22 protein-coding genes are annotated in these 22,370 nt (G+C 71.6%); 18 read left to right on the forward strand and 4 right to left on the reverse strand.

What is annotated here, in order from left to right; translation table 11 throughout:
- Positions 1 to 134 precede the first annotated feature (134 nt).
- Positions 135 to 974 carry a peptidylprolyl isomerase gene (locus tag OU416_RS22990; protein WP_270929077.1) on the reverse strand — a complete coding sequence of 280 codons (840 nt, stop codon included), beginning with the start codon at positions 972 to 974 and terminating at the stop codon, positions 135 to 137.
- A gap of 220 nt (positions 975 to 1,194) precedes the next feature.
- On the opposite strand from OU416_RS22990, the gene OU416_RS22995 reads away from it, so the two are divergent.
- From OU416_RS22995 to OU416_RS23005, 3 genes are read left to right on the forward strand one after another with little or no spacing between them, the layout of a single operon-like run.
- On the forward strand, positions 1,195 to 1,878 hold the full coding sequence (locus OU416_RS22995) for an MBL fold metallo-hydrolase (RefSeq protein ID WP_270929078.1): 684 nt from the start codon (positions 1,195 to 1,197) through the stop codon (positions 1,876 to 1,878).
- Positions 1,879 to 1,900: 22 nt separating this feature from the next.
- Positions 1,901 to 3,169, forward strand: coding sequence for a histidine--tRNA ligase (hisS, locus tag OU416_RS23000; protein ID WP_270929079.1), 1,269 nt, complete (start codon positions 1,901 to 1,903; stop codon positions 3,167 to 3,169).
- On the forward strand, positions 3,166 to 3,804 hold the full coding sequence (locus OU416_RS23005; protein ID WP_270929080.1) for a hypothetical protein: 639 nt from the start codon (positions 3,166 to 3,168) through the stop codon (positions 3,802 to 3,804). The genes hisS and OU416_RS23005 overlap by 4 nt, the downstream gene beginning before the upstream one ends.
- A 92-nt stretch (positions 3,805 to 3,896) precedes the next feature.
- On the opposite strand, the gene OU416_RS23010 is transcribed toward OU416_RS23005, so the two are convergent.
- The gene (locus OU416_RS23010) at positions 3,897 to 5,273 is read right to left on the reverse strand and encodes a YibE/F family protein (RefSeq protein ID WP_270929081.1); all 1,377 of its coding nucleotides are present in this window, start codon (positions 5,271 to 5,273) and stop codon (positions 3,897 to 3,899) included.
- Between the two features lie 103 nt (positions 5,274 to 5,376).
- The gene (locus OU416_RS23015) at positions 5,377 to 6,105 is read right to left on the reverse strand and encodes a Type 1 glutamine amidotransferase-like domain-containing protein (RefSeq protein ID WP_270929082.1); all 729 of its coding nucleotides are present in this window, start codon (positions 6,103 to 6,105) and stop codon (positions 5,377 to 5,379) included.
- An 87-nt stretch (positions 6,106 to 6,192) separates the two neighbouring features.
- Between OU416_RS23015 and OU416_RS23020 the strand changes: the two genes are divergently transcribed.
- Positions 6,193 to 6,453 carry a hypothetical protein gene (locus tag OU416_RS23020; RefSeq protein ID WP_270929083.1) on the forward strand — a complete coding sequence of 87 codons (261 nt, stop codon included), beginning with the start codon at positions 6,193 to 6,195 and terminating at the stop codon, positions 6,451 to 6,453.
- A gap of 86 nt (positions 6,454 to 6,539) precedes the next feature.
- Positions 6,540 to 7,607 carry an Rv2578c family radical SAM protein gene (locus OU416_RS23025; protein ID WP_270929084.1) on the forward strand — a complete coding sequence of 356 codons (1,068 nt, stop codon included), beginning with the start codon at positions 6,540 to 6,542 and terminating at the stop codon, positions 7,605 to 7,607.
- 228 nt (positions 7,608 to 7,835) lie between these two features.
- Here OU416_RS23025 and OU416_RS23030 read toward each other — a convergent pair whose 3' ends face one another.
- Positions 7,836 to 8,879 carry a hypothetical protein gene (locus OU416_RS23030; RefSeq protein WP_093345682.1) on the reverse strand — a complete coding sequence of 348 codons (1,044 nt, stop codon included), beginning with the start codon at positions 8,877 to 8,879 and terminating at the stop codon, positions 7,836 to 7,838.
- Between the two features lie 498 nt (positions 8,880 to 9,377).
- Between OU416_RS23030 and aspS the strand changes: the two genes are divergently transcribed.
- From aspS to OU416_RS23095, 13 genes are all read left to right on the forward strand, one after another.
- On the forward strand, positions 9,378 to 11,198 hold the full coding sequence (gene aspS / locus OU416_RS23035) for an aspartate--tRNA ligase (protein WP_270929085.1): 1,821 nt from the start codon (positions 9,378 to 9,380) through the stop codon (positions 11,196 to 11,198).
- Between the two features lie 13 nt (positions 11,199 to 11,211).
- Complete coding sequence (locus tag OU416_RS23040) at positions 11,212 to 12,153, forward strand: DUF389 domain-containing protein (RefSeq protein WP_270929086.1); 942 nt, start codon at positions 11,212 to 11,214, stop codon at positions 12,151 to 12,153.
- 206 nt (positions 12,154 to 12,359) lie between these two features.
- A complete protein-coding gene (locus tag OU416_RS23045) occupies positions 12,360 to 13,565 on the forward strand; it encodes a hypothetical protein (protein ID WP_372907282.1) in 1,206 nt (401 codons plus the stop codon).
- An 87-nt stretch (positions 13,566 to 13,652) separates the two neighbouring features.
- Positions 13,653 to 14,375 (forward strand): GNAT family N-acetyltransferase, encoded by a 723-nt coding sequence (locus OU416_RS23050; protein WP_270929088.1) that lies wholly within the window; start codon positions 13,653 to 13,655, stop codon positions 14,373 to 14,375.
- Between the two features lie 341 nt (positions 14,376 to 14,716).
- Complete coding sequence (locus OU416_RS23055) at positions 14,717 to 15,094, forward strand: hypothetical protein (protein ID WP_270929089.1); 378 nt, start codon at positions 14,717 to 14,719, stop codon at positions 15,092 to 15,094.
- Positions 15,095 to 15,142: 48 nt separating this feature from the next.
- Positions 15,143 to 15,739, forward strand: coding sequence for a carbonic anhydrase (locus tag OU416_RS23060; RefSeq protein WP_270929090.1), 597 nt, complete (start codon positions 15,143 to 15,145; stop codon positions 15,737 to 15,739).
- A 127-nt stretch (positions 15,740 to 15,866) separates the two neighbouring features.
- Positions 15,867 to 17,333: a SulP family inorganic anion transporter gene (locus OU416_RS23065; RefSeq protein ID WP_270929091.1), complete on the forward strand. Its 1,467-nt coding sequence runs from the start codon at positions 15,867 to 15,869 to the stop codon at positions 17,331 to 17,333.
- Positions 17,334 to 17,413: 80 nt separating this feature from the next.
- Positions 17,414 to 18,766: a replication-associated recombination protein A gene (locus OU416_RS23070; protein ID WP_270929092.1), complete on the forward strand. Its 1,353-nt coding sequence runs from the start codon at positions 17,414 to 17,416 to the stop codon at positions 18,764 to 18,766.
- A 65-nt stretch (positions 18,767 to 18,831) separates the two neighbouring features.
- Positions 18,832 to 19,794: a 2-hydroxyacid dehydrogenase gene (locus tag OU416_RS23075; protein ID WP_270929093.1), complete on the forward strand. Its 963-nt coding sequence runs from the start codon at positions 18,832 to 18,834 to the stop codon at positions 19,792 to 19,794.
- Positions 19,795 to 19,893: 99 nt separating this feature from the next.
- Complete coding sequence (locus tag OU416_RS23080; RefSeq protein WP_270929094.1) at positions 19,894 to 20,301, forward strand: YciI family protein; 408 nt, start codon at positions 19,894 to 19,896, stop codon at positions 20,299 to 20,301.
- A 5-nt stretch (positions 20,302 to 20,306) separates the two neighbouring features.
- A complete protein-coding gene (locus OU416_RS23085; RefSeq protein WP_270929113.1) occupies positions 20,307 to 21,440 on the forward strand; it encodes an RNA polymerase sigma factor in 1,134 nt (377 codons plus the stop codon).
- A 189-nt stretch (positions 21,441 to 21,629) separates the two neighbouring features.
- Positions 21,630 to 22,037 (forward strand): DUF948 domain-containing protein, encoded by a 408-nt coding sequence (locus OU416_RS23090; protein ID WP_093345703.1) that lies wholly within the window; start codon positions 21,630 to 21,632, stop codon positions 22,035 to 22,037.
- Positions 22,034 to 22,330: a hypothetical protein gene (locus OU416_RS23095; RefSeq protein WP_270929095.1), complete on the forward strand. Its 297-nt coding sequence runs from the start codon at positions 22,034 to 22,036 to the stop codon at positions 22,328 to 22,330. Before OU416_RS23090 ends, OU416_RS23095 begins: the two co-directional genes overlap by 4 nt.
- The last annotated feature ends 40 nt before the right edge of the window (positions 22,331 to 22,370 follow it).

Below are 22,370 nucleotides of genomic sequence, written 5' to 3' on the forward strand. Positions count from 1 at the left end.
GCCCTCAACAGCCCGTCACCACCCCAACCCGGCCGCACCATCACCGCGGATCACCAGGTACCGCGCTCTCGACGCCCAGGAAGCATGCGAAAGGGCGCGACCCGGAGGCCGCGCCCTCATCGCATCCGAGCCGGTCAGGCCTTGATCTCGACCTTCTCGAAGTTGACCTGCTTGTTCGGCTTGCCGCCGCCCGGCGACGGCTCGTAAGCGCCGTCGTCACCGGCGCGGGCGACGTCGTCGATGACCTTCAGGCCTTCTTCGGTGATCGTGCCGAACACCGTGTAGTCCGGGGACAGCGGTGCTTCGCCGAAGACCATGAAGAACTGGCTGCCGTTGGTGTTCGGGCCGGAATTGGCCATCGCCAGGTAGCCGCGCCCGTACTGCAGCTCGGGGAAGGTCTCGTCGTCGAAGGCGTAGCCCGGGCCGCCGCTGCCGGAGCCGGACGGGTCACCGCACTGCAGCATCTGCAGGCCGGTGGTGCCGATCCGGTGGCACGAGGTGCCGTCGTAGAAGCCCTGCTGGGCCAGGCTGACGAAGCTGTTGACGGTGCACGGCGCCAGCGACCGGTCCAGGGTCAGCGGGATCGCGCCCTGGTTGGTGTTGATGGTCGCCTGCACGGTGCCGTTCGAGGACACCTGGCCGTTGGCCGGCGGGTTCACCGGCTTGCTGGCCGGCTCGCCGTTGGGCTTGTACTCGCAGGAGACCGGGTCCGCCAGCGGCGTCGGCCGCTTGGGCGCGGGCGCGAGCTCGGTGGGGATCTGGATCTCCGGCTGCGCCTGCGGCGGTATCTCCTGCTGGGCGGTGTCGTCACTGGTGCGGGTGAAGTAGAAGACGCCCACCACGACCGCGATGACCACGACGATCGTCGCGCCGATGGTGATCGTCCGGCGTCGCTTGGCCTGCACGGCCCTCCGCTCCAGCTGGCGTTCGAGCTTCCGCTTGGCCGCCTGGCGACGTTGCTCGTTGCTGGGCACCTGCTCCCTCCCCGGATTCGGTGAACATGATGTTGTCCGGGGAGTTTATGGGGTGCCCTCACGGCACTTCCTGAGAGCCCGGCGGCGAATCGCTCAGGTTCGGCCGGGCGACCACGAGCAACGCCCGCCCGGCACGCGGGAGGCGCACGCGGCCGGGACGATAATCTGGGGTCAGCCGACCCGCGCCGTCGGGTGTCGCCGCAACGAAAGGTCGCTCTTCGTGCTTGTCCTCGGGTTCCCGGTAGGACCGCTGCAGGCGAACTGCTACGTGCTCGCGCGCGGGGAGGGCGAACCCTGCGTCGTGGTGGACCCCGGCCAGGACGCCGCGGAGCCGCTGCGCGCCCAGCTGGCCGAGCGCCGGCTCACCCCGGCCGCGGTGCTGCTCACCCACGGCCACTTCGACCACGTCTTCTCCGCCGGTGAGATCTGCGCCGAGCACGGAATCCCGGCGCACGTCCACCCGGCGGACCGGCACATGCTCACCGATCCCGGCTCCGCGCTCGGCCCGGCCGGGCGGCAGCTGTTCGGCGACGGCCTGGTGATGGACGCGCCCACCGACGTCCGCGAGATCGCCGGCGGCGACGTGCTGGAGCTGGCCGGGCTGCGCTTCGAGGTCACGCACACGCCGGGCCATACCGGCGGGTCGGTGCTGTTCGGCGTCAAGACCGAGGAGGGCGGGCAGCTGCTGCTGTCCGGCGACACCCTCTTCGCGGGCGCCATCGGACGCACCGATCTGCCCGGCGGTGACCACGGCCAGATGCTCGAGTCGCTGAGCACCGAGGTGCTGCCGCTGGACGACGACGTCGTCGTGCTGCCGGGCCACGGACCGACCACCACCATCGGGCGCGAGCGCGCGGGCAACCCGTTCCTGCAGGGCCTGCCCGCTTCCGACGCCATCTCCTGACGAGGACTGAGAACCCCCACCCATGAGCACGTTCAACGCACCCAAGGGCATCCCCGAGTACTACCCGCCGGAATCGGCCGACTTCCTGGCGGTCCGCGACACCCTGGCCGACGCCGCCCGCCGCGCCGGCTACGGCTACATCGAGCTGCCGCTGTTCGAGGAGACCTCCCTGTTCGCCCGCGGCGTCGGCGAGTCCACCGACGTCGTGAGCAAGGAGATGTACACCTTCGCCGACCGCGGCGGCCGGTCGGTGACGCTGCGGCCGGAGGGCACCGCGGGCGTGACCCGCGCGGTCATCGAGCACGGCCTGGACCGCGGCCAGCTGCCGGTGAAGCTGTACTACAGCGGCGCGTTCTTCCGCTACGAGCGGCCGCAGGCCGGGCGCTACCGGCAGCTGCAGCAGCTCGGCGTCGAGGCGATCGGCGTCGACGACCCGGCGCTGGACGCCGAGATCATCGCGATCGCCGACGAGGGCTACCGGCGGCTGGGCCTGACCGGTCACCGCATCGAGATCACCTCGCTGGGCGACAACACCTGCCGCCCGGCCTACCGCGCCAAGCTGCAGGAGTTCCTCAGCGGCCTGCCGCTGGACGAGGACACCCGCCGCCGCGCCGAGCTCAACCCGCTGCGGGTGCTCGACGACAAGCGGCCCGAGGTGCGGGAGATGGTCGCCGACGCGCCGCTGATGGTCGACCACCTCTCGGCCGAGTCCAAGGAGCACTACGAGCAGGTCAAGGCGCACCTGATCGACCTGGGCGTGCAGTTCGCGGAGAACCCGCGCCTGGTGCGCGGTCTGGACTACTACACGAAGACGACCTTCGAGTTCGTGCACGACGGGCTCGGCGCGCAGTCCGGCATCGGTGGCGGCGGCCGCTACGACGGCCTGATGGCCGAGCTCGGCGGTCAGGAGCTGTCCGGCGTCGGCTTCGGCCTCGGCGTGGACCGCACGCTGCTGGCCTGCCGCGCCGAGGGCCTCTCGGTCGGCGACCCGGCGCGCTGCGACGTCTACTGCGTGCCGATGGGCGAGACGGCCAAGCGCAAGCTGGTCGCGGCCGCGGGCGGCCTCCGGGCGGCCGGTGTCCGGGTCGACGTCGCCTACGGCGGCAAGGGCCTCAAGGGCGCGATGAAGGCCGCCGACCGCTCCGGTGCGCGGTTCGCGCTGGTGCTCGGCGAGCGCGACATCGAATCCGGGACCGCGCAGCTCAAGGAACTGGCCAGCGGGGAGCAGCGCGCGGTGGCGCTGGAGAACCTGGTGGACGAGGTGCGCGCGGCCGTGGAGTCGCCCAGATGAGCGAAGCCGAGTCCCTCTCGCTCGACCTCCTGGACCGCAAGACGGTCCGGGCCAGGGCCCGCAACATCATGATCGCGGCCGTCCTCGTGGCGGCCGCGTTCGGCGGCATCGTGGGCCTGTTCGCGGGTGGCCAGGGGTTCGCCATCGCCGCGGCGATCGTGGCGGTCCCGCTGCTGCTGCTGGCCCTGGTCGAATCCCGCAAGACCCTGTCGCTGCGCGACGGCCAGGTGATCGCCCGCGCGCTGGGCACCCGGGTGGTGTCGCTGCGGGAGGCCGACCGGCTCGAACTGTTCATCACCGACGTGCGCGGCGCGCGCACGGTGAACCTGCTGGTGGGCGGGCCCCCGAAGGGCAAGGCGATCAGCATCTCGCTGGCGATGTACGCCGGGACCGGCGGCCGCGAGCTGGGCATCTACGCGCTGCGGCGGCTGGCGGACACGCTGGCCAGCAACGCCGACACCCGCGCCTTGGTGCTCTCGCAGCTGATCGTCGAGCAGCTGCGCGCGGAAGCCCGCGGTGACGCGGCCCCGCAGCGTCCGCTGTACGTGCTGGCGTCGGCGGCCCCGCAGGGCCGCGTGGCGCAGCGCCTCAACCCCGACGCGGTGTCGAAGTTCGTCGCGGAGCTCGGCCGCTGAGAGCTTGTTGGTGGTTGCGCTGCTCGGGTGGTCGCTTGGCGGAACCCGCTTACGAGGCGCCGACAGGCTCTGACTGAAACGCCGTCCCGGGATCACACCCCGGGACGGCGCCGACGGCGCACGGTGGGCGATTCGGCGCTGGTGGCCGCGGCCTGCCCGACCCGGTCGGCCACCGACGCCCGGTGGGTGCTCTCCGCGGGTTCCCGGACGGCCACCGCGGCGGCGATCGCCGTGGTGATCGGGACCGCCGCGACCAGGCCGATGCTGCCCACCAGGGTCCGCACCACCTCCTGCGCCACGGCCTGCGAGGTCACGATCTCGCCGAAGCTCCGCCCGGACAGCGCGTAGGCCATCAGCATCGGCAGCGCAGCGCCCGCGTAGGCCAGGACCAGCGTGTTCACCGCTGAGGACACGTGGTCGCGGCCGATCTGCAGGCCGGAGGAGTACAGCTGCCGCCAGGTCAGCGCCGGGTTGGCCTTGCGCAGCTCCCACACCGCGCTGGTCTGGGTCACGGTGACGTCGTCGAGCACGCCCAGCGCGCCGATCACCACACCGGCCAGCAGCAGCCCGCGCGCATCGATCGGCGCGCCGAGCAGGCCCATCAGGCTGGAGGTGTCCTCGTCCAGCCCGGTGAGGCTGGTGGCTGCTGCGAACAGCGAGCTCAGCGCCCCGATCAGCGCCAGGCTCAGCATGGTGCCCAGCACCGCGGTGGAGGTGCGCGCGGAGAAGCCGTGGGTGAGGTAGAGCGCGATGAACATGATCAGCCCGGCGCCGACGACGGCCACCAGCAGCGGATCCTCCCCGGCCAGCACGGCGGGCAGCACGAAGCCGACCAGCACCACCAAGCTCAACCCGAGCGCGACCAGCGCGGCCAGCCCCTGCCACCTGCCGAGCACGAGCACCGCTGCGGCGAACACCAGCGCCAGCACCAGCAGCGGCGTGCCGCGCTGGAAGTCGACGACCTGGTATGAGGACGGCTCCTGCGCGTCGGCCCCGGAGTAGCTGAGCACGACCTCGTCGCCGACGGCGAACCGCGGACTGCCCGGATCGGTGGGCACGACCTGCTCGATGTTCTCCCCGGGCCGCGGCCCGTCCTGCATCCGCACGTCGAGGATCACGCAGTCGTCCTGCCCCGGCGAGCCCTCGGAGCACGGCCCGGCGACGGCGGAGACGACCTCGCCGTTCACCGGGTGCTGCCCGAACCCGAGATCGGCACCGCTGCGCTGCTCGTGCCCGAACGGGTACAGCACCAGCACGCCGATGATCGCGGCCAGCGCGAACGGCACGAGCGCGATGACCAGCACGCGCTTGACCTGCTTCGAAGCCGGATCAGCCGGCCCGTGGCCGTGGCCATGACCGTGACCGGTGGTGGGCGGCGCGGCGCTGGGCCGCGGCTCCGGACGGCGGTGGCGTGCGCGGCGGCCCCCACCGGGCGAGGGCGGCTCAGCAGCAGGAGGGCGCTCGGTCACCGGCCAATTATGCGGACTCCCCGAAAGGCCTCCCCGGCAGAGGCCCACCGGCGTCGTTGCGCGCACCGTCCGTGCCCGGACCACACGATCGGCGGGATCCCGGTCAGATCCGGCGCGCGTCCAGGCGGGTCTCGGCAGCGGTGCCGTCCGCGGCCCGTTCGACCCTGTAGGCACCGGCGCCGTCGCGCTCGGAGAGGGCTTCGACCAGGTCGGTGCCGCGGTAGAGCAGTCCGGCACCGTCGTCGGTCGCGTGGCCGGGAGGCAGGGTGCCGTCGGCGATGAGGGAGTGGAACAGCGGTCGTCGCCCGGGCTCGCTGTCGTAGTGGACGCCGTTGGACCAGGGGAGCAGGCCGAGACCGTCGGTGACCGGCCGCAGCTCGGGGCCGAACGAGTCGGTGGTGCCACCGGCGTGCCAGCAGATCGAACCGGCCGACACGCCGGTGAGGACGACACCGGCCTGCCAGGCCGCGCGGAAAGCGGCGTCGAGCCCGTGCAGGCGCCACATGGCCAGCAACCCGGCGACGCTCCCGCCCCAGACCCACACGACGTCCTGGCCGAGCAGGTGCTCGTGCGGATCGGCGACGTTCGGCATCGGGAACAGCGAGAGGTGGCTGGCCGTCCAGCCCTCCCGCCACGCGTTGTCGTAGAAGGTCGAGATCAGTCGGCCGTCGTCACCGCAGGCCGTCCCGAGGAAGCAGACCCGCGGAGCCCGCCCGGTGACACCGGCGAGATCGACGGCGAACCGCGTCAGCGACCCGACTTCCCACTGCAGCCGCGCGGAGCGCCGGAAACCACCGGAGGTGGCGAGGATCGTCGGACCATCTGCGGGCATGCGCGGAGACTACCGGCCTGCGCCGGGCGGACGCGTTCACCGCTGATCGGCTGCGGGCGGGCTCGCCGGGCTGTGATGATCGTCTTCATGGGTTTGTTCGAGAAGAAGCCGTTGCTCGCCACCGTGCTGGGACGTGCCTTTCGGTGCCTGGTGTGCGATCACGCCTGGTTCTGGACTCGAGAGGTCAAGCTCAACTCGACGGGTGCCGAGCTCGTCGGCCTGGCGTGGGCGAACACGTCCGCCCTGGGACTGGTCTGCGACGAGTGCGGGTACGTGCACGAGTTCGCCGGCCGCAACCGGCCCAAGCTGTGGAGCGAGAAGCAGGGCTACCCGGAGGGAACCAGGTGATCGCTCGGGGAGCGGGCCGGGCCACGATCGGCTGATGTGCGGGAACGCCGCTCGACAGGGTGTCGAAACTGTGTTCGAATTGGATCGTGCGATGGGAACGACAGCGAATCAGTTCGCCGGTGGCGGAGGCCGCGCTGCCGCTTGACCTGCCCGAACCGGTGCGGGGGAGCGGTCGCGGTGGTCTGCGGCTGCCGGATCCGGTGCCCATCGAGGCGGGCACCGAGGAGGCCTACGCGATCGAGGTGCAGGCGAAGTCGATCATCAACCGGGTGCCGGGCGAGTCCGGTGTGCCGTTCGGCTGGACGGTCAACCCGTACCGGGGGTGCGGCCACGCCTGCCGGTACTGCTTCGCGCGGCGGACCCACACCTACCTGGACCTCGACGCCGGGCACGACTTCGACAGCAAGATCGTGGTCAAGGTCAACGCCGGAGCGCTGCTGCGCAAGGAGCTCGCCCACCCGCGCTGGGCGGGCGAGCCGATCGCGATGGGCACCAACACCGACCCCTACCAGCGGGCCGAGGGGCGCTACCGGTTGATGCCGGAGATCATCTCGGCGTTGCGCGACCGGGCCAACCCGTTCTCGATCCTGACCAAGGGCACGCTGATCCTGCGCGATGCCGATCTGATCGTGCAGGCCGCCGAGGTGGCGCCGGTGTCGGTGGCGGTCTCGATCGGTTCGGTGGACGAGCGGCTCTGGCGGGCCGTCGAGCCGGGTGCGCCGTCGCCGCGGCGGCGGTTGGACGTGGTGCGGCGGTTCGCCGATGCCGGGATCGGGTGCACCGTGCTGATGGCGCCGATCCTGCCCGGGCTCAGCGATGGTCCCGAGCAGATCGACGCCACGGTGCGGGAGCTGGTCGGCGCCGGGGCCGAGCGGGTCGTGCCCCTGCTGCTGCACCTGCGGCCGGGGGCGCGGGAGTGGTTCCGCGGCTGGTTGCAGCGGGAGCACCCCGGGCTGGTGCCGCTGTACTCCCGGCTGTACGGCAACGGCTCGTACCTGCCGAAGTCCTACCAGCGGGAGGTGCTGGCGCTGGTGGAGGAGGCCAAGCGGCGCCACGGGGTGCGGCCGCCGCGGTCACCGCAGTTCCGCGATGTCGCGGGCACCGCGGAGTCGGCCGCCGAGGTGGAGGAGGTGCGTCAGCTCAGCCTGCTGTGAGTGCCGCCGACTGCGCCGCAGCGGGATCGGCCGGTTAAAGCAGATGCACATCATTTTCGATTGGCGTTTGGCGCATTGCGCCGAGGGCGATTGCTTTTCGGTTTCGGAACTTGATCGCCGGTTTCCGGGTGGTTAAAAAATCGGCGATCTTGCGCCGGATTCAACCGATGTTCGGAAGCGGTCGGATATTTAGTTACGCTGCGTATGTGACCGTTTTGTCGGGTCCACCTATCGGGTGGTGGTGCGGGAGGACGAGCTGCACCCCAGCTGGTCCTCGGGCTGCCACCGGACGCCGAAAACGCCCATCCCGAAGTCCAGCGCCACCGCGTGGGTGCGGCCGAACCGGTCCACGGTCAGCGGTTTCGGGGGTTCCACCTCCTGCGTGGTGGAGTCGCCGACGTAGCTCTCGCAGCGGGTCGGCGGGTGCGCCGGGTCGAACTGCAACTCGGCCACGTACTGCCGCACCGGCAGCCGGAACAACCGGCAGAAGCTGTGCTCGACCTCGTTCGGGCCGGTCGGCGGGTCGATGATCTCGTACTCCAGCAGCAGCGTCTCGCCGCGGGCCAGCGCGCGGTCGAACAGCAGCTCGGCGACCACCAGGTCGCGGGCGTGATCGGTGAGCACCTGGCCGAGCCGGCAGGACCGGATGGGCCGGATGATCGGCGGGGTCTCCCCGGAGGAGGCGCCGTCGAACATGATCACCCAGCGGTCCACGCCGTTGGTCTCGGCCCGGACCAGCTTGCGGGTGCGGATCTTGCGCAGCTCACCGCGCTGGTCGACGTGCACCACGTCGTGGTGGCTGAGCCTGGCGAGCTTGCTGTCGTGGCTGGTGTCGATCTTGGTGAGCAGCTCGGCGGCCGACTCGTTCTCCGACCACAGCGCGCTCAGCGGCGGTGCCTCGGCGGGCGCCTGGCGGGTGCGGCCGCGCGGCCGCGGCGGGCCGAGCAGCGCGGACAGCGCGTTCTCCGGCACGCCCAGGACCTGTTCCAGCTGCTGGAGGGCGAGCAGGGAGTCCGGGCGCTCCGGGCGGCGCCTGCCGGACTGCCAGTAACTCAGCGCGGTGATGCTGACCGGCGTGCCGCGGGCGCGCAGCCGGTGCTGGATGCGCTCCAGGCTGAGGCGGCTGGCTCGGATCGCGGTGCGCAGGGCGACTTCGAACGGCCCGGTGCGCAGCAGTTCGGCGAGTTCGGCCGACAGCGCGTTCGTCCCGGGTTGCGCGGTCCGGACGGTCGGTTGCGCGGTCGGGCGGGCCTCCGTTTTCGGGCCGATCATCGTTACTCCTCGTGTCCGCCGAATCCGAACTTACGCTAATCAGTGGATCTGTGATCCGCAACGACCGAGTTCCGGTTGGCATCTCCAACTAAAGTCGGAACAGGGCTGGCTTAAGGTGGTATTCAAGTCCTCCGTGCTTCGCGGTCGCCGAACAATGCCGGCCCCGATCGTCGATCGTGCTTCGAATCAAGTGAATTGTGACGCACGCGGCTCGAAATTGGTATCGACCATTTGGTGTCGCTGCGGCGAACGGGCGAACGCGACGAACCGCACCCCGGTCCGCGGTCGCCGGCAGTGATCGGCGGGCGGGGCCGGTGACGCTGCGCTGCGGTGGATCGACGCGCGGCACCTGCCGGGCGTGCACCGGGGCTCGTTGGCTAGCCTTGAAGGCCTGCGTCCTGCCTGCTGAGCCCGCATGCGCTGCGGCCCGGCAGCGCTGGCGACACCGAAGCAATGCCGTCGAAACGCTGCAACAGCGGAAGAAGGAGCTCAGTACCCGTGATGCGCACGCACGAGACCGGATCGCTGCGCGCCGGTCATGCCGGGCAGACCGTCACCCTCGCCGGGTGGGTGGCGCGCCGTCGCGATCACGGCGGGGTCATCTTCATCGATCTGCGCGACGCTTCGGGCGTCGCCCAGGTCGTCTTCCGCGAGGGCGAGATGGCCGAGCGGGCCCACCGGCTGCGCTCCGAGTTCTGCGTGCAGGTCACCGGTGAGGTGACCCGCCGCCCGGAGGGCAACGAGAACTCGGAGATCCCGACCGGCGAGATCGAGGTGACCGCCACCGAGCTGGTGGTGCTCTCCGAGTCCGCGCCGCTGCCGTTCCCGCTGGACGAGCACCTGGAGGTCGGCGAGGAGGTGCGGCTCAAGCACCGCTACCTGGACCTGCGCCGCGCCGAGCCGGCCAAGGCCATGCGGATGCGCAGCGAGATCAACCGCATCGCGCGCGAGGTCCTGCACGACCGCGACTTCGTCGAGGTCGAGACGCCGACCATGACCCGTTCGACGCCGGAGGGCGCGCGGGACTTCCTGATCCCGGCCCGGCTGCAGCCCGGCAACTGGTACGCGCTGCCGCAGTCGCCGCAGCTGTTCAAGCAGCTGCTGATGGTCGGCGGGCTGGAGCGCTACTACCAGATCGCGCGCTGCTACCGGGACGAGGACTTCCGCGCCGACCGGCAGCCGGAGTTCACCCAGCTCGACATCGAGATGAGCTTCGTCGAGCAGGACGACGTCATCGAGCTCGGCGAGGCGATCGTGGCCGCGCTGTGGGGCAAGGTGGCCGGCCACGAGATCCCGCGCCCGTTCCCGCGGATGACCTACGCCGAGGCGATGGCCAAGTACGGCTCGGACAAGCCGGACCTGCGCTTCGGCCTCGAGCTCACCGAGATGACCGAGTACTTCAAGGACACCCCGTTCCGGGTGTTCAAGGCCCCTTACGTCGGTGCCGTGGTGATGCCGGGCGGTGCGAGCCAGCCGCGGCGGCAGCTCGACGCCTGGCAGGAGTGGGCCAAGCAGCGCGGGCACAAGGGCCTGGCCTACGTGCTCGTCGGCGAGGACGGCGCGCTGTCCGGCCCGGTGGCCAAGAACCTCTCCGAGAGCGAGCGCGAAGGCCTGGCCAAGACCGTCGGCGCCAACCCGGGCGACTGCGTGTTCTTCGCCGCCGGTCCGCGCTCGGCGGCCCGCGGCCTGCTCGGCGCGGCCCGGCTGGAGATCGGTGAGCGCTGCGGCCTGATCGACCACGACGCCTGGTCGTTCGTGTGGGTCGTCGACGCCCCGATGTTCGAGCCGGTGGACGAGAGCGACGACGTGGCGGTCGGCAGCGGCCGCTGGACTGCGGTGCACCACCCGTTCACCTCGCCGAACGCCGACTGGGTGGACAACTTCGAGCAGGACCCGGCCAACGCGCTGGCCTGGGCCTACGACATCGTCTGCAACGGCAACGAGATCGGCGGCGGCTCGATCCGTATCCACCGCTCCGACGTCCAGGAGCGGGTGTTCGAGCTGCTGGGCATCTCCCAGGAGCAGGCGCAGGACAAGTTCGGCTTCCTGCTCGACGCGTTCAAGTTCGGCCCGCCGCCGCACGGCGGCATCGCCTTCGGCTGGGACCGGATCTGCATGCTGCTGGCCGGGGCGAACTCGCTGCGCGACGTCATCGCGTTCCCGAAGAGCGGCGGCGGGTTCGACCCGCTGACCTCGGCGCCGTCCCCGATCACCATCGAGCAGCGCAAGGAAGCGGGCATCGACGCCAAGCCGGCCGCCAAGGTCGGCGACGAGAGCATCTCGGTGTTCCCGCCCGGCATCGTGGAGAAGCAGGGCTGACCGGCGGCGCGGCGTGCTGCACCTGCGGGTGATCTGCCCGGCCGAGTACACCGAACGGGTGCTGGCCGGGATTCAGCAGCACCCGGGTGCGGCGCACGTCGTGCTGGTGCGCGGCGGTGCGCTCGAACCGGTGGGCGACCTGATCGAGGTCGACCTGGCACGGGAGGCCGCCGACGACGTGCTGGCCGCGATCCGGGCCTCGGAGCTGACCGAGGTCGGAGCGGTGACCATCACCGATGCGGGCACCACGATGTCGGCGCGCGCGGAGCGGGCCGAGGCCGCCGCGCCCGGTGACGCCGACGACGCGGTGGTGTGGGACGAGCTGATCGCCCGCACCGGCGAGGAGTCCCGGCTCACCGGCACGTTCCTGGCGTTCCTGTGCCTGGCCTGCGTGCTCGCCGCGGTCGGGGTGGTCACCGACTCGCCGGTGACGATCGTCGGCGCGATGGTGGTCGGGCCCGAGTTCGGGCCGCTGGCCGCCATCGCGGTCGGGCTGGTGGCGCGGCGCTGGCTGCTGGTCCGGCGGGCCGCGCTGGCGCTGGCCGTCGGGTTCCCGGTGGCCATGCTGGTCACCGCGGCCGCCGCGTTCGGCGGTGAGTGGACCGGGCTGATCAGCAGCACCTCGCTGCCCGCGGACAGCGAGGTGTCGTTCGTCTACCAGGTCGGCTGGGCGTCGCTGGTCGTGTCGTTGCTGGCCGGGGCGGCCGGGATGCTCTCGATGACCTCGGCGAAGTCGGCCGTGCTGGTCGGCGTGTTCATCTCGGTCACGACGGTGCCCGCCGCCGGGTACGCGGTGGTGGCGGCGACGCTGGGCGACTGGGTGCAGTGCGCCAGTTCGATCGCCCAGCTCGCGGTGAACCTGACCGGCATCGTGGTGGCCGCGACGGCGGTGCTCCTGCTGCGGGCCAAGCGGGCGCGCCCGGGCGAGGGCGTGCCCACCCGGGAAATGCTGTAACCGAGACCTGTGCAACCTGGACGGCTCGCAGCTCCGTCCAAGTCGAGGGGTAGTGCGCACGGGGCCGATCGGCCGCCGCGGGAGTGGCGGACGGCTGTCCACCGGCGAACACGCTGCGATTACGACTGCTGACCGGTTGTGTGTCACTTGACCGGTTATGGCAGCTCGGGTTCATGTTGTGGGGGTAGTGTCTGGAGACGATGAGCGTGGAGATCACCACCGGCCCCCCGGAGGTTCGCGTCCCGGTCAGAACCGAGGCGACAGACACCGTCGGGACCGCGGAAGCTGTGCTGAGCAAGCGGACCGGAGCACCGGTCCGGCTTGCCGATGCCGAGGATCTCGGCGGTAGCGACCGCTCGGTAGTCATGCGGGTGCGGATCGCCGAGTCGCCCTTCGAGCTGCCCAGGACCGTCGTGGTCAAGCACTACGGCGAGTGTCCGGAGGAGGCCCGTTCGGACCCCTTCGCGCACGAAGCGGCGAGCTGCCAGCTCACCACGGCGCTGCCGCCCGAGGCGCGGGTCGGCCCCGAGCTGATCGCGCACGACGCGGGCGAGCGCCTGCTGGTGCTGGAGGACCTCGGGCGCGGTTCCACCCTGGCCGACGTCCTGTTCGCCGACGACTCCCGCGTCGCCGAACGCGCGCTGCTGGGGTGGGCGCGTGCGCTCGGCCGCCTGCACAGCACCACCGCGGGCTGCGAGGCCGACTTCGACGCGCTGATGCGGCGCCTGGGCGCCAAGTCGTGGACCGACCCGGTGGCCGACGACATCGTGCGCTCGGCCTCCGAGCTGCCGGAGCTGCTCAGCCAGGTCCTCGGCGTGGACACCTCGCCGGGCATGGTCGAGCGGCTCGGCTCCGCGACCGAGCTGCTGCGCTCGAGCCGGTACCGGGCCTTCAGCCCGTCGGACATCTGCCCGGACAACAGCCTGGTGACCGGCAGCGGGGTGCGGTTCCTGGACTTCGAGTGGGGCTGCGTGCGCGACGTCGCGATGGACGCGGCGTACCTGCAGTACCCGTTCCCGTCGTCCTGGTGCTCCTACGCGCTGCCGGACAACCTCGCCGAGAGCATGTTGTCCACCTGGCGCTCGGAGATCGCCGAGGTATGGCCGGAGCTGGACGACGACGACGTGCTGCTGCCCCGGCTGTTCGACGCCCAGCTGCTGTGGGTCTGGGTCTCGACGTGGTGGTTCCTGCCGCGCACCGGTGAGACCGACCGGCCCATCGACATGCACATGCCCTCGCCGCGCCGCAGCACGGCGCTGGTGGACCGCTGGCGGCACCTGCGGGCCGATGCGGTGTCGGCCGGGCTGGACGACGTCGCGGAGTTCGCCGACCAGGTGGTCGACGCGCTGGTCGACCGCTTCGGCGCCGGTGCGCTGCACCTGCAGCCCTACCCGGCGTTCCGCACGGAGTGATCGGGCGAGAACGGTGTTGCGGGGCCTGACCACCACCTGATTGGATGCATATCCACAAGTGTGAATGATATGCATGGGGTGGTGGGGATGGTCCCGTTCAGCGCGGCGATCGAGCGGGCGGCGGCCGCCACCTGGCCGGCTTCGACGGTGCAGCGGGCGGACGGCTGGCTCCTGCGGCACTGCGAGCTGCTCCGGCGCAAGCGCTCGAACTCGGCGCTCCCGCCCGAGCAGGGCTGGAGCCCGGGTGACGTCGAGCGGGTGGAGGAGTTCTACGCGGCTCGTGGCTCGGCGGTGATCATCCAGGTCAGCCCGCTGGACCGGCACGCCCAGCTGGACGCGGCGCTCGCCGGGCGGGGCTATCGGCCGGTCTCGCCCACCGAGGTCATGTTCGCCGATGCCGAGCAGGTGTCCGTCGCGTGCGCCGCGGGGGAGTTCGACGTGCGGCTCGAACCGCGGCCCGGCCCCTCCTGGCTCGCTGCGGTCGAAGCGGTGGGCGGTGCGCCGGAGCCGAGCCTGGACCGGGTGCCGCAGCCCGCGCGGTTCGCGATCGCGGTGCGCGGCGGGACGCCGGTCGGGGTCGGGATGTTCGCCGAGTCGGCGGGCTGGTGCGGGGTCTACGGGATGGCCACGCACCCGGACTGGCGGCGGCGCGGGGTGGCCACCGCGCTCCTGCGGGCGGGCGCTCGGTGGTCGGCCGACTCGGGTTCGCGGCTCTTCCTGCAGGTCGAAGCGGACAATCCCGGTGCGCGGCGGCTTTACGCGGCGCTGGGTTTCCGGACCGCGCACCGCTACCACTACCGGGTTCGCTGAACAGTGTGTGTTTCCGGCACGTTTCGTCCAGGAATATTCCGGCGGCCTGCAGCCGTACACTCGATCCGGTAATCCTGGTCACATCCCCGATACTTTCCGTAGCGAACATTGCTGACGCACTGCAGTGATAGGTGTGGTGTCCACCCGGCAGTCGGGTGAATTCGCAGGTCGGGCTCGATTGATTAACATATCTTCATTGGTTTCGGCGCGCGGCTGCGCCGGATTGCGACTTGCGCTCAGGTGGCAGTCGTCGGATACCGTTAGTTCAGCGTTTCGCTACTTCCCCCCGCTACCGTCGATGCCGCCGGTGGGGGATGAGCTGTCCAATTTCGGAGGATTCGGTGCACAGCAACGTTTGGCGGGTGACGAGAGCGGGCCTGTTCCTGCTGTTGTCGATCGCGCTCGCCGTGCTGGGCCCGACCCAGGCGACCGGTGAGGGCTGCTCGCCGCCGCGCTGGGGACCTGCGGAAACCAATGAGACCAAGGAGAACAGGGACAGCGAGAAGCTCCGCGAGCGGCTGCCCGGTGTTGCGCTGAACCGTCGTTGCGGGGCTCGGGCGGAAGCCCGGCGGGAGCCCCTGCCGCGGGTGCTGCAACCGGCCGATGGTGTCGAAATCCGGCCCCGCGCGAGAATCCTCCCAAATCCTGGGAACGACCCGTACCACCAATTCCTGAAGCTCAAACATTCCCCGGACGTGCTCCAGGTGGTCCGGCACTGATCGGTCCCGCTCGCCGACATTTCCATGCCGACGACACGGAGACCCTCAATGAGCTTCGAACATTTCGTGCGACACGCCCGCCGCCACCCGAGCACCCTTTCCGCTGCCCGCAGGCGGCAGCTGGCCGCGGGGCAGAAACCGTCCGCGCTGTTCATCGGCTGCTCCGATTCGCGGGTGATCCCCTCGCAGATCACCGGCGCGGAGCCGGGCACCCTGTTCGAACTGCGGACCGCGGGCAACGTGGTGCCGAAATACGCGCCGAACTCGGCGTCCAGCGAAATGGCCACCATCGAATACGCGGTGCTGGTGCTGCGCGTGCCCGAGATCATCGTCTGCGGTCACTCGCACTGCGGCGCCGTCACCGCGCTGACCGTGGCCGGACGCGGGTTGGAGGAGCTCCCCGCGCTGTGCACCTGGCTGGGCACCGGTGGCCTGACCGGCGCCGACCCCGAGGATCCCAGCGTCCGTTCGGAGAGCAAGCGGCACATCCTGGAGCAGCTGCGCACGTTGCGCGAGTACCCGTTCATCCGGGACCGCGTCGACGCCGGTGAGCTGCGGCTGCACGGCTGGTTCTACGAGATCGACACCGGCCTGGTCTACACGTGCCCGAAGAGCGCGGACGAGCCGGACTTCCTCCCGCTGTAACCCACGCACCCCGACCGCGCCGCGCGCTACGGAGCACGCGGCGCGATGTCGGCATCCCGTTTTCAACTCGCCCTGGAGGGGCACTGTGACTCGAATCGAAATACCCGCTCAGCGCCGGAGGGGTGGCGTGCCGCGCTGGCCGAAGGCGACCTTCGGCGCCGATCTGGGCGCCTCGCTGGTGGTGTTCCTGGTGGCGGTGCCGCTGTGCGTCGGCGTGGCCGTCGCCTCCGGCGTGCCCGCCGAGCTGGGCATCGTCACCGGCATCGTCGGCGGTCTGCTGGTCGGGCTGCTGCCCGGCAGCACGATGCAGGTCAGCGGCCCCGCCGCCGGGCTCACCGTGCTGGTGGCCTCGGCGGTGGACCAGCACGGGCTCGGCGCGCTGGGCGTGATCGTGCTCGGCGCCGGAGTGCTGCAGATCCTGCTGGGCATCAGCAGGCTGGGCACCTGGTTCCGGGCGATCTCGCCGTCGGTGGTGCAGGGCATGCTGGCCGGCATCGGCCTGGTGCTGATCCTGGGCCAGATCTACCCGGTCGGCGGCCTCGCCCAGCCGGAGACCACGTTCGCCAAGTTCGGCGGCATCCCCGACCTGCTGGTGGCCGTGGTGACCACGCCGGAGGGCATCAGCGGCCTGGGCCTGGCAGCGCTGGCGCTGCTGATCATGGCGTTCTGGAAGAAGGCCCCGCAGAAGGTGCGGCTGGTGCCGGGCGCGCTCGCGGCGGTGGTGATCACCAGCGCGCTGGCGGTGCTGATGGCGCTGCCGGTGCACAAGGTGGAGGTCGGGTCGCTGCTGGCGGCGCTGAACCCGCCTGCCTTCTCGGCCTGGAGCTCGCTGCTCAACCCCGCGGTGCTCGGGTCGATCGTGACCTTCGCGCTGATCGCCTCGGCGGAGAGCCTGTTCAGCGCCGCGGCCGTGGACCGCATGCACGACGGGCCGAAGACCCAGTACAACAAGGAGCTCGTCGCCCAAGGCGTGGGCAACACCGTCTGCGGCGTGTTCGGCGCGCTGCCGATGACCGCGGTGATCGTGCGCAGCTCCGCCAACGTGCAGGCGGGCGCCAAGACGAAGCTGTCCCGCATCCTGCACGGCGGCTGGCTGCTGCTGTTCGTCGTGCTGCTGCCGGGCGTGCTGTCGTTCATCCCGACCGCGGTGCTGGCCGCCCTGCTGATCCAGGCCGGGTGGAAGCTGCTCGAACTGCGGCAGGTCGCCGTGCTGGTCCGGGAGAACCGCTCCGAGGCCTTCGTGCTGATCCTCACCGCGGTCATGATCGTGGCCACCGACCTGCTGATCGGCACGTTGGCCGGTCTGGCCGTCGCGATCGTCAAGACCGCGATCGAGGTCTCCCGGCTCTCGGTCAAGGCCGAACACGGCGAGGAACACGTCCGCGTCGAACTGGGCGGCAACGCCACCTTCCTCCGGCTGCCCCGCCTCCTGGACCACCTCGAGGACCTGCCCACCGGCAAGCACATCCACCTGGACCTGACCACCGTCCGGCACCTCGACCGCGCCTGCCACCAGGCCGTCGAGCACTGGGCCGCGCAGCGGCGGCGCAGCGACAGCACCGTCGAAGTCGCCTTGCCCGCCAGGGTCGGCTGAGGCCAGTGAGTGCGCAGGGCGCGCTGCGCACTCACGACCAGGCGGGCGGAGGCGTCGGGGGCGAGCGGTAGCGTCGGGGTGTGAGCGAGGGCCTGTTCGACGAGGGATTGTTCGGCGCCGACACCGAGCAGCGCGCTGGTGAGCGGTTGGCCGAGAACGCGCCATTGGCCGCGCGGATGCGGCCCCGCTCGCTCGACGAGGTCGTCGGCCAGCAGCACCTGCTGGGCGCCGGCGCCCCGCTGCGCAGGCTGGTGGAAGGCGGTGCTCCGGCATCGGTGCTGCTCTACGGCCCGCCCGGCACCGGCAAGACCACCTTGGCCAACCTCGTCTCGCTGGCCACCGGACGCCGGTTCGCGGCGCTGTCCGCGCTGTCGTCCGGCGTGAAGGAGGTCCGCGCGGTCATCGAGGAGGCCCGCCGCCGCCTCGGCCGCTCCGGCGAGTCGACCGTGCTGTTCATCGACGAGGTGCACCGCTTCTCCAAGACGCAGCAGGACGCGCTGCTCGGCGCGGTCGAGGACCGCACCGTGCTGCTGGTGGCGGCCACCACGGAGAACCCCTACTTCTCCGTGGTGGCCCCGCTGCTGTCGCGGTCGCTGGTGCTGCAGCTGCGCAGCCTCGAAGACGACGACATCCGCACGCTGGTCCGCCGCGCGGTCGCCGAGGAGCGCGGGCTGGGCGGGGCGCTGCAACTGACCGGGGAAGCCGAAGACCACCTGGTGGCGCTGGCCGGTGGCGACGCCCGGCGGGCGCTGACCGCGCTGGAGGCCGCGGCCGAGTCGGCGAGCTCGACCGGTGCGGAGGCCATCGACCTGGCCACCGTCGAGGCCACCGTGAACCGCGCCGCCGTGCTCTACGACAAGGGCGGCGACCAGCACTACGACATCGCCAGCGCGTTCATCAAGTCCATCCGCGGGTCCGATGTGGACGCCGCGCTGCACTACCTGGCCCGGATGGTCGAGGCGGGCGAGGACCCGCGGTTCATCGCGCGGCGGCTGGTGGTGCACGCCAGCGAGGACATCGGGATGGCCGATCCGACCGCGCTGCAGGCCGCGGTCGCGGCGGCGCACGCGGTGCAGTTCATCGGCATGCCCGAGGGACGGCTGGCGCTGGCCCAGGCCACCATCCACCTGGCCACCGCGCCGAAGTCGAACGCGGTGATCACGGCCATCGACGCGGCCTCCAGCGACGTGCGCGCGGGCAAGGGCGGCCCGGTTCCGCCGCACCTGCGCGACGGGCACTACGCGGGGGCGAAGAAGCTCGGCAACGCACAGGGCTACCAGTACCCGCACAACCGGCCGGAAGGCGTGCTGAGCCAGCAGTACCCGCCGGACGAGCTGGTCGGACGCGACTACTACGAGCCGACCGGCCGCGGCGCGGAACGAGCGCTCGGCGAGCGGGTGCCCAAGCTCCGCGACATCATCCGCGACAAGTAGCGATGGTCGATCGGGCGTGCCCGGGCGGGTAGGTTCCGATCGGATTCGTCGCGAGGAGGTCGTCGGTGGAGAAGCGGATCGTGGTCACCCGGACGGTGCCGGAGTCGGCGGTGGAGGTCCTGCGGGAGGTCGGCGAGGTGCACGTGTGCTCGCAGGACGGGCCGCTCTCGGTTCCCGAGCTGCACGACGCCGTGCGGGGCGCGCACGCGATCGTGACGATGCTGCACGACCGGGTCGACGCCGAGCTGGTGGCCGCGGCCGGACCTCAGCTGCAGGTGGTGGCCAACGTCGCCGTCGGCTACGACAACGTCGACGTGCCCGCCGTGACCGAACGCGGCGTCACCGTGACCAACACCCCGGGCGTGCTCGTCGACGCGACCGCCGACCTCGCGTTCGGCCTGCTGCTGGCGGTCACCCGCCGCCTCGGGGAGGGCGAACGGCTGCTGCGCGCCCGCGAGCCCTGGACCTTCCACCTCGGCTTCAAGCTCGGCACCGGACTGCAGGGCAAGACGCTCGGCATCGTCGGGCTCGGCGACATCGGGCAGGCCGTCGCCCGGCGCGCCCGCGCGTTCGGGATGAACATCGCCTACACCGGGCGCCGCCGGGCGTCCGTCGAGGTGGAGACCGAGCTCGACGCGCGCCACCTGCCGCTGGCGGAGCTGCTGCGCACCGCCGACGTGGTGTCCCTGCACTGCCCGCTCACCGAGCAGACCCGCCACCTCATCGACGCGGCGGCGCTGGCGGCCATGAAGCCGACCGCCTTCCTGGTCAACACCAGCCGCGGCCCGGTGGTCGACGAGAAGGCGCTGGCGGAGGCGCTGCGCGAGGGCCGGATCGCCGGAGCCGCGCTGGACGTCTTCGAGCACGAGCCCGCGGTCGAGCCCGCGCTGCTGGAGCTGGACAACGTCGCGATCGCCCCGCACCTGGGCTCGGCCACCGTCGAGACCCGCACCGCCATGGCCGAGCTCGCCGCCCGCAACGTGGCCGCCGTCCTGCGCGGCGCGGAGCCGATCACACCGGTCGGATGAAGTCGGCCGAAAAAAATCTCGGCGAGGATGTCGAGAACCGGCGACCGGCTCCGTCCCCGATGTGCAAGCGAACGAGAACCAGCACCGAGGAGGCCCACCATGGCCAAGTACCTGCTTCTCAAGCACTACCGCGGCGCCCCGGCTTCGGTCAACGACGTCCCGATGGAGCAGTGGACGCCGGAGGAGATCTCGGCGCACGTGAAGTACATGAACGACTTCGCCGCCCGGCTGGAGACGACCGGTGAGTACGTCGACAGCCAGGCGCTCGCCCCGGAGGGCACCTTCGTCCGGTACGACGGCGAGGGGCGCCCGCCGGTCACCGACGGCCCGTTCGCCGAGACCAAGGACGTCATCGCGGGCTGGATGGTGATCGACGTCGACAGCTACGAGCGCGCGCTCGAGCTGGCGGCCGAGCTCTCCGCGGCACCCGGGGCGGGCGGCAAGCCGATCCACGAGTGGCTCGAGCTGCGCCCGTTCCTGGGCCACTCGCCCACCATCGCGGAGTGATGCGGGTGGACGAGGCGCTCGTCCGGAGCCTCACCCCGCAGGTGATCGGGATCCTCGTCCGCCGCGGAGCAGACTTCGCGGCGGCCGAGGACGCCGTGCAGGACGCGCTGGTCGAGGCGGTCCGCGGCTGGCAGGAGGACCCGCCGCGGGATCCGAAGGGCTGGCTGATCACCGTCGCCTGGAACCGGTTCCTCGACGCGACCAGGGCGGATGCCGCTCGCCGCAGGCGGGAGGACCGCGCCGAGGAGGAGCCGGGGCCGGCGCCCGACGTGGACGACACGCTGCAGCTGTACTTCCTCTGCGCCCACCCGTCGCTGACCCCGTCGTCGGCGGTCGCGCTCACGCTGCGCGCCGTCGGCGGGCTGACCACCCGCCAGATCGCGCAGGCCTACCTGGTGCCCGAGGCGACGATGGCGCAGCGCATCAGCCGGGCCAAGCGCACCGTCTCCGGCGTGCGGTTCGACCAGCCCGGCGACGTCGGCACCGTGCTGCGCGTCCTCTACCTGGTCTTCAACGAGGGCTACTCGGGCGACGTCGACCTCTCCGCGGAGGCCATCCGGCTCACCCGGCAGCTGGCGGCGGCCATCGACCACCCCGAGGTGGCGGGGCTGCTCGCGCTCATGCTGCTGCACCACGCCCGGCGGGCCACCCGCACCGCGGCCGACGGCGGCCTGGTGCCGCTCGCCGAGCAGGACCGGAGCCGGTGGGACACCGCGATGATCGCCGAGGGCGTCGAGATCCTCCAGGCGGCGCTCGCCCGCGACCGGCTGGGCGAGTACCAGGCCCAGGCCGCGATCGCGGCGCTGCACGCCGATGCGCCCATCGCGGCGGAGACGGACTGGCCGCAGATCGTCGAGTGGTACGACGAGCTCGTCGGCCTGACCGGCAGCCCGGTCGTCCGGCTCAACCGCGCGGTGGCGGTCGGCGAGGCCGACGGGCCGCGCGCGGGCCTGGCCGCGCTCGCGGAGCTGGACGCCGCGCTGCCCCGCTACGCGGCGGTGGCGGCGTACCTCCACGAGCGCGACGGCGACCTGGCGACCGCGGCGCGGCTGTACTCGGAGGCAGCGCAGAAGGCGGCCAACGTCGCCGAGCGCGACTACCTGGTGCGCCAGGCAGCCCGGCTCAACGCCGACCGGTGATGACGTGAGTTCGTGCGGGCTGAATCCGGGCGGGGAAATGCGCGCGGAACTCGCGTTCTTCCACCCGATCGATCCGCTGCGACCGGGTGCGCAGGTGGGGGAGCGGTGCCGGTAACCTGAGCGGCGATCAACAGGCCGGGGTGCAACGGCCCGGCCTGACGGAAATGACGTGGAAATACGGGAGGGCACGTGACGCCCACGCAGATCGCCGCGCTGATCGCCGCCGGAGCGTTCGTGCTGCTGGTCGTGCTGCTGGCGATCCCGCTGATCAAGCTCGGCCGGACCTTGGACGAGGCGACCATCGCGATCCGCAAGGCGCACGAGAACTCCGACCCGCTGTTCACCGGGGCGAATTCGACGATCACTCACGTCAACACCCAGCTGGAGCGGGTGGACGGGATCACCGCCAACGCCAAGACGATCAGCGGCAACGTCTCGGCGTTGTCCTCGCTGTTCACGGCTACACTGGGTGGCCCGTTGGTGAAGACGGCGGCGTTCTCCTACGGGGTCAGCAAGGCGCTGCGCGCACGCCGCAAGCGCAAGCAGGAGCCCGCTGGCCGGCACTTCCGCCGCAAGGGCAAAGGGGGGCGCAAGTGAGCCGCCTGTTCTGGTTCGGCGCCGGCGTCGCGGCCGGTGCCGTGGTGATGCGCAAGCTCAACGAGACCGCGCGCAAGGCGACTCCGACCGGCATGGCCGAGCAGCTCGGCGGCGCGATGCGCGAACTGGCCGGCGCGGTCGGCTCGTTCGGCGCCGAGGTGCGCGCCGGGATGCAGGAGCGCGAGGACGAGCTGCAGGAAGTCGTGAACAACGCCGACACGGTGCAGTTCCGGCGGATCGACGCGGCTGCGGACTCGGGCGGTGCCCGGCGAGCTCGCCGGGCGGGTCGCTGACGTCGGCACCACGCCGCCGGCCGCCCGCCGCCACCGCGCC

It is taken from the genome of Saccharopolyspora indica (genome assembly GCF_027853965.1).
Classification (GTDB): Bacteria; Actinomycetota; Actinomycetes; order Mycobacteriales; family Pseudonocardiaceae; genus Saccharopolyspora; species Saccharopolyspora indica.